The following is a 16,088-nucleotide window of genomic DNA, read 5'->3' on the forward strand; positions in this document are numbered from 1 at the left end:
TGTCAGCTCCACGATGGGCCCCGGAGTTCAGCTGGATTCGTCGGTGATCGACGCAGCCGGCAAGGCATAAGGTTTTCGCCGCTGTTCAGCGGCTTATGAATTCTCGCCGGGATTGAGCCGGCACAAAGGATTTTTCACCATGGCAGTGTCCAAGGCAAAGAAGCACGCAACGGTCGAGTTCCTCACGAAGGATCTGGCCAACTCTACCTCGGCGATCRTCGGCACCTTCTCGGGTCTGACGGCGGGCAAGGATTTCTCGCTCCGCAAGACCATCCGCGAGGCGGGCGGCAAGTATCACGTTATCAAGAACAAACTGGCCCCGAAGGCGGCCGCCGGCACCAAGATTGAGGCTGCACTGCAGGGTCTGAAGGGCGTCAGCTCGGTTGCTTATACCGAGGGCGATCCGGTCGCTCTGGCGAAGGCGCTCTCGACCTGGGTCAAGGACAATGCTGAGTTCACCTTCAAGCTGGGCATTATCGACGGCAAGGTGATCACGGTTGCCGAGATCGGCGATCTGGCCAGCCTGCCCGGCAAGGAAGAGATCTTCTCGAAGCTGCTCTTCCTCATCAACTCTCCGGCACAGCGCCTGGCGACGGTCATCAATGCGACCGGCCGCGACCTGGCGGTTGTGATCAACCAGGGCGTCGAGAAGGGCAAGTTTGGCGGCGCGGCTGAGGCCCCGGCGGCAGTTGCCGCGGCGGAGCCGGACGTTCAGGCCGAATCGGCTGCGGCTGAGGCCCCGGCGGCAGTTGCCGCAGTGGAGCCGGACGTTCAGGCCGAAGCGGCTGCGACTGAGGCTCCGGCCGAAGGCGCGTAAAACAACTTTCGCTGGCGTAAAGCAAGTTTCGCTGGCATGAATCAAGTTTCGCTATCGCGGCGGGGCGCTTGTCTGGGCGCATCGGAGCCTGCCGAGGATGGCAACCGGAGTGGAAGTGGGCTCCGGCGAGTAGTAAGCAGTAAGCAAAATTTCAAGTTCAGAAGTACTGGAGAAATAACATGGCGGACATTCAGCAGTTGGAAGATCAGATCGTTAGCCTGAGCCTGCTCGACGCGGCGGCTCTCGTCAAGAAGCTTGAGGAGCGCCTCGGCGTCTCCGCGGCAGCCGCGGCCCCTGTGGTCGTCGCCGGCGCCGGTGCGGGTGCTGCTGCTCCCGTGGCCGAAGAGAAGACCGAGTTCACCGTCATCCTGAAGGAAGCCGGCGCGAACAAGATCAACACCATCAAGGCTGTACGCGAAGTCACCAGCCTGGGCCTCAAGGAAGCCAAGGATCTGGTCGACGGCGCTCCGAAGCCTTTGAAGGAGAACGTTTCAAAGGACGAAGCGGCTGCCGTTGCGAAGAAGTTCGAAGGCATCGCGGCTGTCGAGATCAAGTAACTTCTCGCCTTCGGGCGAAGGGTTCTGGCGGGCTCCGGGCTACGGCCCGGAGATTCGTCTGTGAGGCGGATTTCGGCTCGCACCCAGCACTTGCACTTCCAAGGTGGAAGCGGTATCCTCTGTGGATGAGGAGACCCGCTCCTGCCTGGGTGTGCGTAACGGGGCAGATGGGTTCGCGACGACTTTCCGGTCTCACCGATACTCGACAAGATCAGGATTTACTCCCGGCCCACCAAGGACCGGTCATGCAGAATGCGTCAGCGGCGAGCGCACCGGCATGGTACCCCGAGCAGTAATCATTCGCGGCAAAAGCTTTCGGAAGGGCGAGCGGGAAGCAGGCGGCAGATATTTACATCGAAAAGATTCAGCTAGTGCACAAGCCGGTCGTTGCGCTCTTGGGACTCGTCGTCTCTAAGGGCGTTTTGCCGTCTTTGCATCAGGGCAGCAGATAGCGTTTCTCTGCGCTGCTCGCGCTTGTTATAGCAGAATTCACTGCCGGGCAGCCAACAAAATTCAGGTTTCAATGCCGAAGTTTCGCCACTTCGGCGCAGCATCCTGCGCATGGACCAGTCCGGCAACCGAGGACGGGCGGTCTGAACAGCGCAAACATCCGGGCGGAATCTCAGAAGCTTGAGTCCGCCGCCCCTTCGGAAGGCATTTGCGGGTTAGATGCACCGCAAAGTCGACCGGAGGCCTCGGAAGGCACGAAGTCAGGAGCAAACACACGATGTCCAGCGAATTGCGCGCGGTCCGTAGCCGTCTCGACTTTTCCAAAATCCCTACCGCTATTCAGATCCCGAACCTCATCGAGGTCCAGCGTCGCAGCTATGAGCGTTTTCTGCAGATGGATAAGCTGCCGCAGGAGCGTGAAGATAACGGCCTGCAGTCGGTCTTTACGTCTGTCTTTCCGATCACCGATTTCCGGAACGTCTCGGAACTCGAGTTTGTCGATTACTCCATCGGCAACTGGGAGTGCAAGTGCGGTTACCTCAAGGGTCTGAATCACCTGCGTACGGCCTGCGTTAACTGCGGCCACATGGTGATCACCGACCCGTTCCACCCGGGCGATGTTCTTTGTACCTTCTGCGGAACCTACAACAAGAACACCCCCGACTTCTGCACCAAGTGCGGTGACCCTGTCGGTCTGCAGCTGAAGTACGACCAGGCTGAGTGCGAAGAGCGCGGCATGACCTTCTCCGCTCCGCTGAAGGTGACCATCCGCTTGAAGATCTACGACAAGGATCCGGACACCGGCGCCAAGACTCTGCGCGATATGAAGGAGCAGGAAGTCTTCTTCGGCGATATTCCGCTGATGACGGCGAACGGCACCTTCATCGTGAACGGCACCGAGCGCGTAATCGTTTCGCAGCTGCACCGCTCGCCCGGTGTCTTCTTCGAGACCGCGAACAACCGTACCTACTTCCTGGGCAAGATCATTCCCTACCGCGGAAGCTGGGTCGAGTTCGAGTACGACCAGAAGAACATTCTGTATGTCCGTATCGACCGTAAGCGTAAGTTCCTGGGCACCATCTTCCTGCGCGCTCTCGGCCTGCGTACGGACGAAGAGATCCTGAAGACTTTCTACACCGTGGACACCATCAACGTCCGCGACCAGAAGCTCTTCTGGAAGGTGAAGGAAGAGGGCGCCACCAACCTGCTGGGTTCGAAGCCGGCGGGCGTGGTGAAGGTGGACGGCAACGATGTCGCTCATCCGAACCGCAAGGTTTCCCCCTCGATCCTGAAGCAGATCCGCGCCGGCAAGGTTGCTGACGTTGAGGTTGAGACCGCCGAGTTCGACGCGTCGATCTTTGCCGCTGACGTTGTCGACCTGACGACGGGCGAGCTGCTCTACGAGGCCAACCAGGAGATCACCACCGACAAGCTGCATAAGATCGCGCAGTCGGGTGTGACCAGCATCGAGGTCTTCTTCCCGGAGCGCGATGATGTGGGCAACATCATCACCAACACGCTGAAGCGTGACTCTGTCCGAAAGCCGGAAGAGGCTCTGATCGAGATCTACCGCAAGCTGCGTCCGGGCGASCCGCCGACGCTGGACACCGCTACAGCTCTGTTCGAGGGCATGTTCTTCGACCCGCGCAAGTACGACTTCTCGCGCGTAGGCCGTCTGAAGTTCAACATCAAGCTGTATGAGAACGCAGATGCCACTGAGCTCGACAAGCGCACTCTTACGCCCGAGGACTTCTACGGCACCATCCGTTACCTGCTGAAGCTGCGCAAGAACATCGGCGCGGTGGACGATATCGATCACCTTGGCAACCGCCGCGTCCGCGCCGTGGGCGAACTGATGGAGAATCAGTTCCGCATCGGCCTGGTCCGTATGGAGCGCGCCATCAAGGAAAAGATGTCGGTCTACCAGGAGATGTCGACCGCGATGCCGCACGACCTGATCAACGCGAAGCCGGTGATGGCTGCCATTCGCGAGTTCTTCGGATCGTCGCAGCTCTCGCAGTTCATGGACCAGACCAACCCGCTGTCAGAAATCACGCACAAGCGCCGTCTGTCGGCCCTTGGGCCGGGCGGTCTGTCGCGTGAGCGCGCGGGCTTYGAAGTYCGYGACGTGCACCCGACGCACTACGGCCGTATCTGCCCGATCGAGACGCCGGAAGGTCCGAACATCGGTCTGATCAGCTCGCTGAGCTGCTTTGCCCGCATCAACGAGTACGGCTTCATCGAGTCGCCTTACCGCAAGGTGAAGGACTCGCGGGTGCTGGACTACGTCGCTGTGACCAACAGCGGCGAGTCGGGTCTGCGCGTGGGCGACGTGCTCGAGATCAGCGAGTCACACAAGCTGATCGAGCAGTTGAAGAAGGATAAGAAGCGCGCGCTCGAGGTTGAGCCTTTCAGCTTCTACCTCTCGGCCTGGGAAGAAGACCGTCACACCATCGCACAGGCGAACATCGAACTGGACGCTGCCGGCATTATCCAGGAAGATCTGGTGAATGCCCGCCGTCAGGGCAACTTCGTCCTGGTTCCGAAGGCTGAGGTCGACTACATCGACGTTTCGCCGAAGCAGCTTGTCTCCGTGGCCGCATCGCTGGTGCCGTTCCTTGAGCACGACGACGCGAACCGCGCCCTGATGGGAGCGAACATGCAGCGCCAGTCTGTGCCGCTGCTGGTCGCCGAGGCTCCGCTGGTCGGTACCGGTATGGAGGGTGTCACCGCCCGCGATTCCGGCGCCGTCATCCTGGCCAAGCGTAACGGTCTCGTCGACTCGGTCGACTCCGAGCGCATTATCATCCGCGTTGAGGGTGAGCATCATCCGACACAGCTCTCGCGTGAGGTTGGTTCGGACATCTACCAGCTCATCAAGTTCAAGCGTTCGAACCAGAACACCTGCATCAACCAGAAGCCGGTGGTCCGTAAGGGCGACCGTGTTCTCAAGGGACAGGTCATCGCTGACGGTCCTTGCACGGAGCAGGGCGAGCTTGGTCTTGGACGTAACGTGCTGGTGGCCTTCATGCCGTGGCGCGGTTACAACTTCGAGGACGCGATCCTGATCTCTGAAAAGCTGGTCCGTGAGGACTACTACACCTCGGTGCACATCGAGGAGTTCGAGATCGAGGCCCGCGACACGAAGCTTGGACCGGAAGAGATCACGCGTGATATTCCGAATGTCAGCGAGCACGCTCTGCGTGATCTCGATGAGTCGGGCATCATCCGTATCGGCGCCAAGATCGGCCACAACGACATCCTGGTCGGCAAGGTCACSCCGAAGGGYGAGACTCAGCTCACTCCGGAAGAGARSCTGCTGCGCGCSATCTTCGGTGAGAAGGCCGGCGATGTTCGTGACGCTTCGCTCACCTGCCCTCCGGGCATTGAAGGTACGGTCGTTGATGTCCGCATCTTCTCCCGCAAGGGCCAGGAGAAGGACGAGCGCGCCAAGGCCATCGAGCAGGAGCAGATTGAGAAGCTGGAGAAGAACCTCGGCGACGAAATCCGCATTCTGACCGACGAGCGTCTGAAGCGCCTTGAGAACATCCTTGGCGGCAAGGAAGTCCAGGCTGATCTGCACGACGAGCGCACGAATAAGAAGCTGCTCTCGAAGGGCGACATCCTGAACCGCGAGACCATCGAGCTGATCTCGACGCGTAACCTGAAGCGTATCCGTTACAACGACAAGGATCCGCGCGTCAACGAGCAGATCGATGAGATCGAGGAGATGACCTCCCGTCAGATCGACGTTCTGCGCAAGATCACGAACGAGAAGATCGGCAAGCTGCAGAAGGGCGATGAGCTGCCTCCGGGCGTCATCAAGCTGGTCAAGGTCTACATCGCCATGAAGCGTAAGCTTTCGGTCGGTGACAAGATGGCAGGCCGTCACGGCAACAAGGGTGTTATCGCCCGTATCCTCCCCGAAGAGGATATGCCGTATCTGCCTGATGGCACCCCGATGGAGATCGTACTCAACCCGCTCGGCGTACCGTCCCGTATGAACGTGGGACAGATCCTCGAGACGCACCTCGGCTGGGCCGCGCATACGCTCGGCGAGCAGGTGGCGGAGCTGGCCAAGAAGGCCCAGGACGCCGCTGAGGTTCGCGAGATCTTCAAGGCGCGCTTTGAAGGCACAGCCGCTCTGAACCAGCTTCTGGACCTCGACGACGAGCAGACCATGCGCGTCGCCGCCGGTATGAAGCGTGGTATCTGGTTCGGCACCGCGGTCTTCGACGGCGCTCGCGAAAGTGAGATCAAGGCTCTGCTCAAGTCAGCCGGCCTGCCCAGCTCGGGCAAGTCGCAACTGCTTGACGGCATGACTGGTGATGCGTTCGAACAGCCGGCGACTGTGGGCTACATCTACATGCTCAAGCTGTCGCATCTGGTCGACGACAAGATCCACGCTCGCTCGATCGGACCGTACTCGCTCATCACCCAGCAGCCGCTCGGTGGTAAGGCGCAGTTCGGCGGACAGCGCTTCGGCGAAATGGAAGTGTGGGCGCTGGAAGCATACGGCGCTGCTTACATCCTGCAGGAGCTGCTCACCGCCAAGTCTGACGACGTCTATGGCCGTACCAAGATCTACGAGGCCATCGTCAAGGGTGAAGCTGCGATCGAGCCTGGCGTGCCCGAGTCGTTCAATGTGCTTATCCGCGAACTGCAGTYGCTCTGCCTTGATGTTGAGCTCATCAAGCTCGACGGCAAGAAGGCTCCTGTGCCTGCAATCGCGGCGGCCGACTAACGAAGGTGGCGGTCACCGAAAGGTGATCGCCCACCCGCTCAAGATCTGGTAAGTACCGGCAACGTGGTCCGCCAAAAGTGACCGCAGTGAAGTGAAACCAAAGACAGTGAGAGGAAGTTGGGCTCACTGCCACGGAGACTGAAGATTATGTTCCGCTCCAGCCCTTTTGAACTGACTGGTCCCATCACGGACTTCGACGCTATCCGTATCTCGCTCGCCAGCCCGGAGAAGATCCGCAGCTGGTCGCACGGCGAAGTTACCAAGCCCGAGACCATCAACTACCGTACCTTCAAGCCKGARCGYGACGGCCTGTTCTGCGCCCGTATCTTCGGTCCGAYCMSGGACTGGGAGTGCYWCTGCGGCAAGTACAAGCGCATGAAGCACCGCGGCGTAATCTGCGACAAGTGCGGCGTTGAGGTCRCACTGTCCAAGGTCCGCCGTGAGCGCCTGGGCCACATTGAGCTGGCTTCGCCCTGCTCGCACGTGTGGTTCTTCAAGGGCCTGCCCTCGCGTATCGGCCACCTGCTCGACATCTCGCTCCGCGAGCTCGAAGCCGTGCTGTACTTCGAGTCATATGTCGTGATCGATCCAGGCGACGCTCCGGTGAAGGAGCGCGAAATCATCAAGGACGAGGCCAAGTTCCGCGAGCTCGACCAGCAGTATCGTCCGAGCGGCTTCAAGGCCATGATGGGCGCCGAGGCGATCAAGGAGCTGCTCAAGCGCGTTGAAATCAACGAGCTCGGCATCGAGCTGCGTGAGCGCATGAAGCAGGAGCAGTCGCTCCAGAAGAAGCTGAAGTACGCCAAGCGCCTGAAGGTGGTTGAGGCCTTCCGTAAGAGCGACAACAAGCCGCAGTGGATGATCCTGGATGTGATTCCAGTGATCCCGCCCGAGCTTCGTCCTCTGGTGCCGCTGGATGGCGGACGCTTCGCGACCTCAGATCTGAACGATCTGTATCGCCGCGTGATCAACCGTAACAACCGTCTGAAGAAGCTGATGGACCTGCACGCTCCTGAGGTCATCGTCCGCAACGAAAAGCGCATGCTGCAGGAAGCGGTAGACGCGCTGTTCGATAACGGCCGTCGCGGCCGCGTGCTGCGTGGCGCGAACAACCGTCCGCTGAAGTCGCTCTCTGACACCCTGAAGGGTAAGCAGGGCCGCTTCCGTCAGAACCTGCTCGGTAAGCGTGTGGACTACTCCGGCCGTTCGGTTATCGTGGTCGGTCCTGAGCTGAAGCTGCACCAGTGCGGTCTGCCGAAGAAGATGGCGCTTGAGCTCTTCAAGCCCTTTATCTATCACCGTCTGGAGCAGACCGGTCACTGCACCACCATCAAGCAGGCCAAGGAGATGGTCGAGCTGCAGGACGCTATCGTTTGGGACATCCTGGAAGAGGTCATCAAGGACCATCCGGTGCTGCTGAACCGCGCTCCAACGCTGCACCGCCTCGGCATTCAGGCCTTCGAGCCCGTGCTGGTGGAAGGTAAGGCCATCAAGATCCATCCGCTGGTCTGCACCGCCTTCAACGCGGACTTCGACGGYGACCAGATGGCCGTGCACATCCCGCTCTCGCCTGAAGCTCAGGTCGAGGCCAGCGTGCTGATGCTCGCGTCGCATAACATCCTTTCGCCCGCCAGCGGCGCACCGATCACGGTGCCGACGCAGGACATGGTGCTTGGTCTGTACTACCTGACCAAGTCCAAGGTCGGCGCCAGGGGCGAAGGCCGCACCTTCGGCAACATCGAAGAGGTGCTGATGGCCCTGCACGCCGGCGAAGTCGAAACGCTGTCGCCGATCCGTCTGCGCTACTCCGGTGCCGTGCTCGACATGACGTCCGCGTACGACGATCAGGACCTGCTGCACACTGAGCCGGTGGAGTACAACAAGCAGTACATCTCCACCACCGTGGGCCGCGCCATCCTGAACGACGCTCTGCCTGACGGCATGCCGTACGTGAACGGCCTGCTGAAGAAGAAGGGCATTGGCCAGCTGGTGAACTACAGCTACCTGAACCTCGGTCTCGAGACCACGGTGAAGGCGCTGGACCGCATCAAGGAGCTGGGCTTCCAGTACGCAACGCGTTCGGGTCTGTCGGTCGGTCTTGACGACATGGTCATCCCGGACTCGAAGTACACCGTTGTGCACGATGCCGAAAAGCAGGTCATCGCGTTGCAGCAGCAGTATCTGGACGGCGCGATCACCAACGGCGAGCGTAACAACAAGGTCATCCAGCTGTGGTCGGGAATCACCGAAAAGGTGGCCGATGAGATGTTCGGCAACATGAAGCGCGCCGATAAGGAAGGCGCCATGAACCCGATCTACATCATGGCCGACTCGGGCGCTCGTGGTTCGAAGCAGCAGATCCGTCAGCTCTCGGGTATGCGCGGTCTGATGGCCAAGCCCTCGGGCGAAATCATCGAAACCCCCATCACGGCGAACTTCCGTGAAGGTCTGACCGTGTTGCAGTACTTCATCTCGACGCACGGCGCACGTAAGGGTCTGGCCGATACCGCTCTGAAGACCGCTGACTCGGGTTACCTGACCCGCCGTCTGGTCGACGTGGCGCAGGACGTGATCATCAGCGAGAACGACTGCGGCACCGTTGAGGGTATCTACGTGACCCCGATCATCGAAGCCGGTGAGACCATCGAACCGTTGCGTGACCGTATCATCGGCCGCGTCTCGCTCGAGAAGCTCAAGGACTTCGAGGGCAACATCATTGTCGAAGTGAACCAGGAGATCGACGAGGACAAGGCCAGTCGCACCTCGACGCCAAGAACCCCGGTACGGTTCGCTTCATCAACCTGAACACGGTCCGCTCCAAGGACGGTGGCCTGGTTGCCATGAACCGCTCGGGTTCGATCGCTATCCTCGACGAGAAGGGCCGCGAGAAGGAGCGCTACGTAATCCTCTACGGCGCGAAGCTGCGTGTTGAGGACGGCCAGCATGTCGAGCTCGGCGCCACCCTCGGCGAGTGGGATCCGTACACCTTCTCCATCGTCACCGAGGTTGGTGGTACGGTGCAGTTCAAGGACCTGCAGGAAGGCATCACGCTGAACGAAGAAGTGGACGAAGTCACCGGCCTGTCGCGCCTGGTGGTTACGGACGCTCCCGACGAAAAGCGTCAGCCCACGCTGCTCATCAAGTCCGACAAGGCGAACAAGCGGTACCTCATGCCTTCGCGCTCGCACCTTATGGTGGCTGATGGCGATGAGGTCTTCCCGGGCGATGTGCTCGCGAAGATTCCGCGTGAGTCGACCCGTACGAAGGACATCACCGGCGGTCTGCCGCGTGTTGTGGAACTCTTCGAGGCCCGTAAGCCGCGCGAAACGGCCACCATCAGCGAGATCGATGGCGCAGTCCGGTTCGGCGATGTTACCAAGGGTCAGCGCAAGATCTACGTCACCGGCGACAACGGGGAGGAGCGTGAGTACTCCGTCCCGCGCGGTATCCACGTCAACGTGCAGGAAGGCGAGCGCCTTCGTGCCGGCGATCAGCTGATGGACGGTCCTCTCAACCCGCACGACATTCTTGCCGTGCTGGGCGAGCGCGAACTGCAGATCTACCTGGTGAACGAGATCCAGGAAGTCTACCGGTTGCAGGGTGTGGCTATCTCCGATAAGCACATCGAGACCATCGTTCGTCAGATGCTGCGCTGGGTGAAGATCGAGGATGTGGGCGATACCAACTTCCTGCTGGAACAGCAGGTGGATAAGTTCCGCTTCCGCGAGGAGAACGACAAGGCCATCGCCAACGGTGGACGTCCGGCAATCGGCCGCCCGCTGCTGCTCGGTATCACCAAGGCGTCGCTGTCGACGGAGAGCTTCATCTCCGCAGCCAGCTTCCAGGAGACCACGCGCGTACTCACCGAGGCTTCGATCAATGGAGCTATCGACAACCTGCGCGGTCTGAAGGAGAACGTCATCGTCGGCCGCCTGATCCCGGCCGGTACGGGCATGGAGTACTACCGCAACGTCCAGCTCTCTCCGGAGCTGGAAGAAGCAGCCGCCCGTATCCAGCAGGAAGTTCAGGAAGCGCACGACGCCGAAGAGCGCGAGCTCGAGGCAATGCGCATGGAAGGCGAACAGGAAGAACTCGCCGCCGAGTGACCTTCGCGGTCGGCGAACGGCTCGCTTCGCGAGCAAAGCTAAAAAATGGCAGGGCTTACGCCCTGCCATTTTTTGTTGGTGCCCACCTTGCAATTTTCTTATCCTTGATCACGGATGGGACGAGAGAGTAAAGCAAAACTGGAACGAAGAATTCGTCGTGAGTATGAATCGGAAAGGGAGGAGATATTGTCGAGCCCCTTGCCGATCGGAACGCGGCTTGCAAGTTGGTCCGTAATCGGATGGACTTCGGCAATCATCTTTTCAGCGGGAATCGGAGCGTTATCTCTCAAAGATCAGTTCATCATTGCCCGGTTCTGTTTCGTTCTAGCACCTATCCTCATCTGGCTAAAATTCCTATTAACCGAATTCGAAGGTGCGACCCTCAAAAAGAGGGTGGCATTAGCCGTTGGTTCTAGCTTGTGCGTGGGCTTGCTCGGCTTCCTGCTTGACGGGTGGATTCGCCACACGGAAAACTCATCCCGTACCCCTCAAAGTTTGCAGTCAAACCCCTCCCTAGATGCAAAGCCGAATATCACCGAGGTATTTGTCCATGACTGGTCGAACCAGCTCGAAGGGATATTCGTTGTCCTGAAACTGGATCAGGATATGAATTTGGAACAACTGGGAGACTACGCTTTCGTCGCTCAACTCACTGCAACATCCAAAAGGCCAGAGCCACAAAGCATCTTGATAGGAGGCTTTAATCGAGTTGCAAATGGCGGACTTGGCATGGTTCGAGGGCATCAGAGCATGCTTTGGAAAAATGCTCCGGTGACAGGTATTAACCAAACTTTTCTGTGGCGCTATGGCCAACTGAACCGCTTAGAAGCGGGTGGCTCGTTTGACGGAAAGAGCCCATTGAGCACACTGCATGATCTTGATCACGCGTTTTTACAGTTCTACTGCTCTCCTATCCTTGCTCGCCACATTACGAGAATCAGCATCTTTGCCAATGACTATGAGATATACCGGACGGACCATCCGGATTTTTCAAGAAAACGAATGTGGAGAGATCGTAACTTTTTTAACAGTTTGCAGCCAGAGATGAAAGGATATAACTATCTGGCGGCGGATCTGCGACAGTTCAGTCTGGACTTCACTCAACTCAGAGTTAGAAGAGTTCCTATTTTATTCGGCGGAATCGTCTGGACACCATACTCTGCGACGATTCTCCCTGGAGAGAAGGGATGGCTTCCGCGAGCAGTTTTGGACGACTAGCTGCCAGCGGCCCAATGGCTCTCCATTGTTGAGGCACTATAGAACAGGGCAAAAATCCCCATGTTCTTTTTCGTTCCCTGGACAAGCATGAAACCTTGTTGGATGCAGTGATTGGTGAGGGAGAGGACTGGCGGGAGATTGTCGACAAAGGTGACCCGCAGCACCACTTGCTCGAAGAGTATGTGGTCGCCTTTCATCGTCAGGGGCTTCCCGATCCTCTGCTCATTGTGATGGCGAAGTACCCAGGGGGCTCAGACTGCCGCTATAAACCGGCGCTCTTCGGAGAGGTAGATGGCCGCGTCACTCAACTGACTTCAGCCATCCCAGATTACGACACACGAGGCGGAGCTTTTCTTTATACAAGAGCAGGAAGCACAGTGTTGACCGTGACATCGGAGCGCTATCAGGAGCATGACGTCCACTACCTAGGGCCAAGCCGGATGGCCGTCTATCGTTACGCCTGGGATGGCGCCCGGTTTATCCTCAAGTCCAAAGCACAGGTCTCAACCGATGCCGTAAGAACTCCAGGAGAAAAGCTTGATGATCTATTTGGACAGGCTCTCGGTTGCTGAGTGTCTCCTGCAATAAGCGTGCCTATTCAAAGCACCAAAGGTACGTTCTATAGCAGCCTGGGGCAACGCTCCAGTTTCCGGCGCGCGAAAGCGTTGAAGGGCTGAAGGCCCGCGCTATAACGGCCTATCGTAGGTGAGCGCTTCAGGCAGGGAGGGCCAGGCCCATGTCCGGTCCCCAGAGAACTTGTTTCGCTGGAGTGGTGTCCCCGAGGGACCTGGGGCACCCAGTGCATGGGGGACTCCGGGAACCTTTCTACATCTGGGGGTGTCTATCTCTGGCAGTTAGACTCACCAAACCCAACCTCCACGGTCTAAACTGCCGTAGTTGTTGTGCCCTCGGAGGCTTGCATTGAGATCGTCTGCTGCGGCGCTGGTTGCTTCACTCCTCTCATCCTCACTTCTCAACCCTGCCAACATTGCAGCTCAACAGGCTGCTACGCCGCGTGTGCTGCGAGCTGCAAAAGAAGCTGCGGCCCAGAGCCTGCCGGTGCGAAGTGTTGCGCTTTATAAGAACGGAGTCGGCTTCTTCGAACACGCAGGCGAGGTTACCGGCAATCAGCAGGTGACGATCGACTTCACCAGCGAACAGCTGAACGATGTACTGCAGACGTTGACCGCGATCGATCTGAACGGTGGCAAGATCAACGGCGCAGGCTACAACTCCACCACACCGCTGGGCCAGCAGTTGAAGAGCCTGCCGCTGGCGCTGAGTGAGAACCCCACCGAGGCCGATCTCTATCAGGCCATTCGTGGTGCACGCATCGAAGTTACCGGCAACGGTGCGGCTGTTACTGGACGATTGCTGAATATGGAGTTGCGCGATCTGCCTGCAGGCAACACCGGAAGCGGAGACGACAAGCCGCGGCCAATGGCGCAGTTCCTGACGGTGGTCTCGGATGTTGGCGGCGTGCGTACCATTCAGCTCAACTCGCAGACACAGGTGCGTCTGCTCGATGGTGCACTGCATCAGGATTTGTCGCATTATCTGGAACTGCTAGCGGCAAACCGCGGAGGCGGTCTGCGTCACCTGACTCTGGATGCCACGGGCACCGGTGCACGGCAGATCCGTGTGAGTTATATCTCTGAGGTTCCGGTGTGGAAGTCGACGTATCGGCTGATCTTCTCCGATGGTGGACAGAAACAGCAGGCGACGTTGCAGTCCTGGGCGGTGATTGATAACACCGTTGGCACGGATTGGAAGGGTAGGCTCGGGCGGCAACTATGGCGGCGCCGCCAAAAGAGTTAGTGGTGGTGTTATGGGTGGGCTTGGTGCTGCGCCGGCTCCGCCAATCGCCTACGAAGATTCCGCTGCTGCGTCGGTTACTCCGAATGCTGCGGCTACAGCATACGACGATTACTTCGAGTACAAGCTGAACCAGCCCATCACCATTCGCAAGAACGAGTCCGCAATGGTGCCGGTCCTGCAGTCGAAGGTCGATGTCGAGCGGGTGACGCTGTGGTCGTCTGTGCAGACGCGTCCGCTGCGCGCCTTGTGGCTCACGAACTCTACGGGAGCCACACTCGATCGCGGCAGCTTCTCCATCATCGAAAACGGAAGTTTCGGTGGCGAAGGCTTGCTCGATCCTATTCATCCCAATGAGCGCCGGCTGCTCTCTTACGCGGCGGATGATGCTGTACGCGTCTCAACGGAGTCGAGACTGGATTCACGCCATCTGCAGCAGGCGACCATCCATCAGGGCGTCTTGAAGATGAGCAATCGCGAGATCGCGGAGATTACTTACGTTGTCCATAACTCCGGTACCTCGCCGCGCATGGTGGTTGTGGAGCATGCGCGCCGTAACGGATGGGAGCTCGATTCAGATACTGCTCCTGCGGAGACTACGCCCAATGCCTATCGTTATCGCGTTGCTACTGCTCCTGGAGAGACAGTGCGGCTGCATGTCGGCGAGCGTCATACCATTGCGCAGAGCTGGCGCCTGGCGACGATGAATGAGCAGACGTTCGATGCGATTATCCGTACCAACGGCGACGATCCGAAGTTGCGGCAGCAGCTTCAGCCGATTCTGGAAGCGCGCCACCAGGTTGCGCAGATCGATACGCAGATTCAAGAGAAGCAGACGCAGATCGACAACATCAGCAAAGACCAGGACCGTTTGCGTAACAATCTCTCGGCGTTGAAGAGCTCAGCGGAAGAGCGGGATCTGATCCGGCGTTATACGCGTGAGTTGAATGAACAGGAAGACCAGATCGCCGCGTTGCGGAAAGAGCAGGATGTGCTCAAACAGAGACGCGTACAGGCTCAGGCTGATCTTGATGCGAAGGTGCAGTCATTGGAGACGGATCAGAGTTTCTGAGGAGTCGATAGTTTCCGATCATATGGGGTTCACCCATGCTCTTCGATCAACCCATACACCGGGTGCCCCATGTCCCCGAGGGACATGGGGCACCCGGTGTATGGGCTGTTCCAGGGATATGGGCTCTAACGGGCGTTGCCAGTTCAATTCCGATTCATCGTTTTGTTATCCCGCACTGGTTTGTCCGAAGACGAGAAGCAGATTCCTCCGCGTTGCTACGGAATGACAAAAGGATAGGACCGTGCTCCAGTTACCGGCTGCTCAGCACAAACTTATTCCCATCCACATCCTCGAAGATGGCGGCGGTTCCCCAGTCTTCTTTCTTTGGATCTTTGAAGAAGGTCACGCCCTTGCGCTTCAACTGGTCGGTGGTGGCGAAGACGTCGTCGCACCACATGCTGATGGGCTGGAAGGTGCCGATGCGGTTTTCGTGACCTTCGGGTGTGAAGAGCGCGAGGCCGGTATCGGAGCCGGGGATTGCGAGCTCGATCCAGCGCTGTCCGCCGGGGACGAACTCCTGGTCGGTCTTGACCTTGAAGCCGAGCGTCTCGGTATAGAACTTCAGCGATGCGTCCTGGTCCTTGACCGGAACGCTGATGAACTTGATGCCGCGAATCATGGTGTTATCTCCGAGGGAGAGGCTACCCCTGAAGTTGATCGAACTCAATGTGGTATTCGTTGCTATACCATTCACAGGTATAGCTATGAAGTCCATTCCGCTCGATGTTTATATTCCGCAGACGTTGCTTCGTGATCTGGTAGGGCATGACCGGAAGCCGGCGGCGTTTCTGATTTATCTGTGGCTGTATGCGGAGCAGCAGCGGACCGGGGAACCGGTTGCTATCAGTTATGCGGTGTTAGGTGAGGAGACGGGATTGTCCCGGTCGGCGGCGCAGACGGCGGTGGGTTGGTTGCGGAAGCGGAAGTTATTGGCGGTGAAGCAGGAGAGTGTGACGGCGACTCCGGTTTATACGGTGCAGATGCCTTGGAGACGATGAATCTATCCCAGCCAGGGTGCCCTACCCTCGCAACGCTAGGGTGGGTAATGGAGCGATACATTTTGTTTGTCATCCTGAACCGTAGGTGAAGGACCCGCTTTCCTGTTCTTCGTCGTTTCATCATGAAACGGCCTCTCAGTTCTTGTGGTTTCCCGCCCACCCTAGCGTTGCGAGTGTTCACCCCAACGAACGAAGTTCGTGGGGACCCCGAGGGTGGGGCACCCGGGTTGGAGGAGTGGCTATCGAAAGGCGGTTCGCGCGTAGCGCGAATACCCAGGTCCCCCAGGGACCCGGGGCACCCGGTGCATGGG

Annotated in this window: 9 protein-coding genes and 1 pseudogene; 9 read left to right on the forward strand and 1 reads right to left on the reverse strand. The window is 58.8% G+C overall.

What is annotated here, in order from left to right; translation table 11 throughout:
* Positions 1–139: 139 nt before the first annotated feature.
* The 8 genes and pseudogenes from rplJ (at position 140) to AB4043_RS05180 (ending at position 14,779) form a co-directional block, all read left to right on the forward strand.
* Positions 140–817: a 50S ribosomal protein L10 gene (rplJ, locus tag AB4043_RS05145; RefSeq protein WP_442306610.1), complete on the forward strand. Its 678-nt coding sequence runs from the start codon at positions 140–142 to the stop codon at positions 815–817.
* Between the two features lie 179 nt (positions 818–996).
* The gene (gene rplL, locus AB4043_RS05150) at positions 997–1,374 is read left to right on the forward strand and encodes a 50S ribosomal protein L7/L12 (protein ID WP_442303357.1); all 378 of its coding nucleotides are present in this window, start codon (positions 997–999) and stop codon (positions 1,372–1,374) included.
* Positions 1,375–2,101: 727 nt separating this feature from the next.
* Entirely contained in the window at positions 2,102–6,568 is a 4,467-nt protein-coding gene (gene rpoB / locus AB4043_RS05155) for a DNA-directed RNA polymerase subunit beta (RefSeq protein ID WP_442306611.1), read from the forward strand.
* A 147-nt stretch (positions 6,569–6,715) separates the two neighbouring features.
* A pseudogene (gene rpoC, locus AB4043_RS05160) lies at positions 6,716–10,674 on the forward strand (DNA-directed RNA polymerase subunit beta').
* A 198-nt stretch (positions 10,675–10,872) separates the two neighbouring features.
* A complete protein-coding gene (locus AB4043_RS05165) occupies positions 10,873–11,892 on the forward strand; it encodes a hypothetical protein (RefSeq protein ID WP_442303360.1) in 1,020 nt (339 codons plus the stop codon).
* Positions 11,893–11,990: 98 nt separating this feature from the next.
* Complete coding sequence (locus AB4043_RS05170; RefSeq protein ID WP_442303361.1) at positions 11,991–12,464, forward strand: hypothetical protein; 474 nt, start codon at positions 11,991–11,993, stop codon at positions 12,462–12,464.
* A gap of 349 nt (positions 12,465–12,813) precedes the next feature.
* A complete protein-coding gene (locus AB4043_RS05175) occupies positions 12,814–13,710 on the forward strand; it encodes a hypothetical protein (RefSeq protein WP_442306612.1) in 897 nt (298 codons plus the stop codon).
* A complete protein-coding gene (locus tag AB4043_RS05180; RefSeq protein WP_442306613.1) occupies positions 13,649–14,779 on the forward strand; it encodes a hypothetical protein in 1,131 nt (376 codons plus the stop codon). Before AB4043_RS05175 ends, AB4043_RS05180 begins: the two co-directional genes overlap by 62 nt.
* A gap of 250 nt (positions 14,780–15,029) precedes the next feature.
* On the opposite strand, the gene AB4043_RS05185 is transcribed toward AB4043_RS05180, so the two are convergent.
* On the reverse strand, positions 15,030–15,398 hold the full coding sequence (locus AB4043_RS05185) for a VOC family protein (RefSeq protein ID WP_442303363.1): 369 nt from the start codon (positions 15,396–15,398) through the stop codon (positions 15,030–15,032).
* 85 nt (positions 15,399–15,483) lie between these two features.
* Between AB4043_RS05185 and AB4043_RS05190 the strand changes: the two genes are divergently transcribed.
* Entirely contained in the window at positions 15,484–15,777 is a 294-nt protein-coding gene (locus AB4043_RS05190; RefSeq protein ID WP_442303364.1) for a helix-turn-helix domain-containing protein, read from the forward strand.
* Positions 15,778–16,088 lie beyond the last annotated feature (311 nt).

It is taken from the genome of Terriglobus sp. YAF25, from assembly GCF_052113305.1.
Lineage (GTDB): Bacteria > Acidobacteriota > Terriglobia > Terriglobales > Acidobacteriaceae > Terriglobus.

What these genes read in the sequence shown, in the direction of transcription:
- AB4043_RS05185 (WP_442303363.1), bottom strand. Translation starts at nt 15,398, where the DNA reads ATGATTCGCGGCATCAAGTTCATCAGCGTTCCGGTCAAGGACCAGGAC.
- rplL (WP_442303357.1), top strand. Translation starts at nt 997, where the DNA reads ATGGCGGACATTCAGCAGTTGGAAGATCAGATCGTTAGCCTGAGCCTG.
- AB4043_RS05190 (WP_442303364.1), top strand. Translation starts at nt 15,484, where the DNA reads ATGAAGTCCATTCCGCTCGATGTTTATATTCCGCAGACGTTGCTTCGT.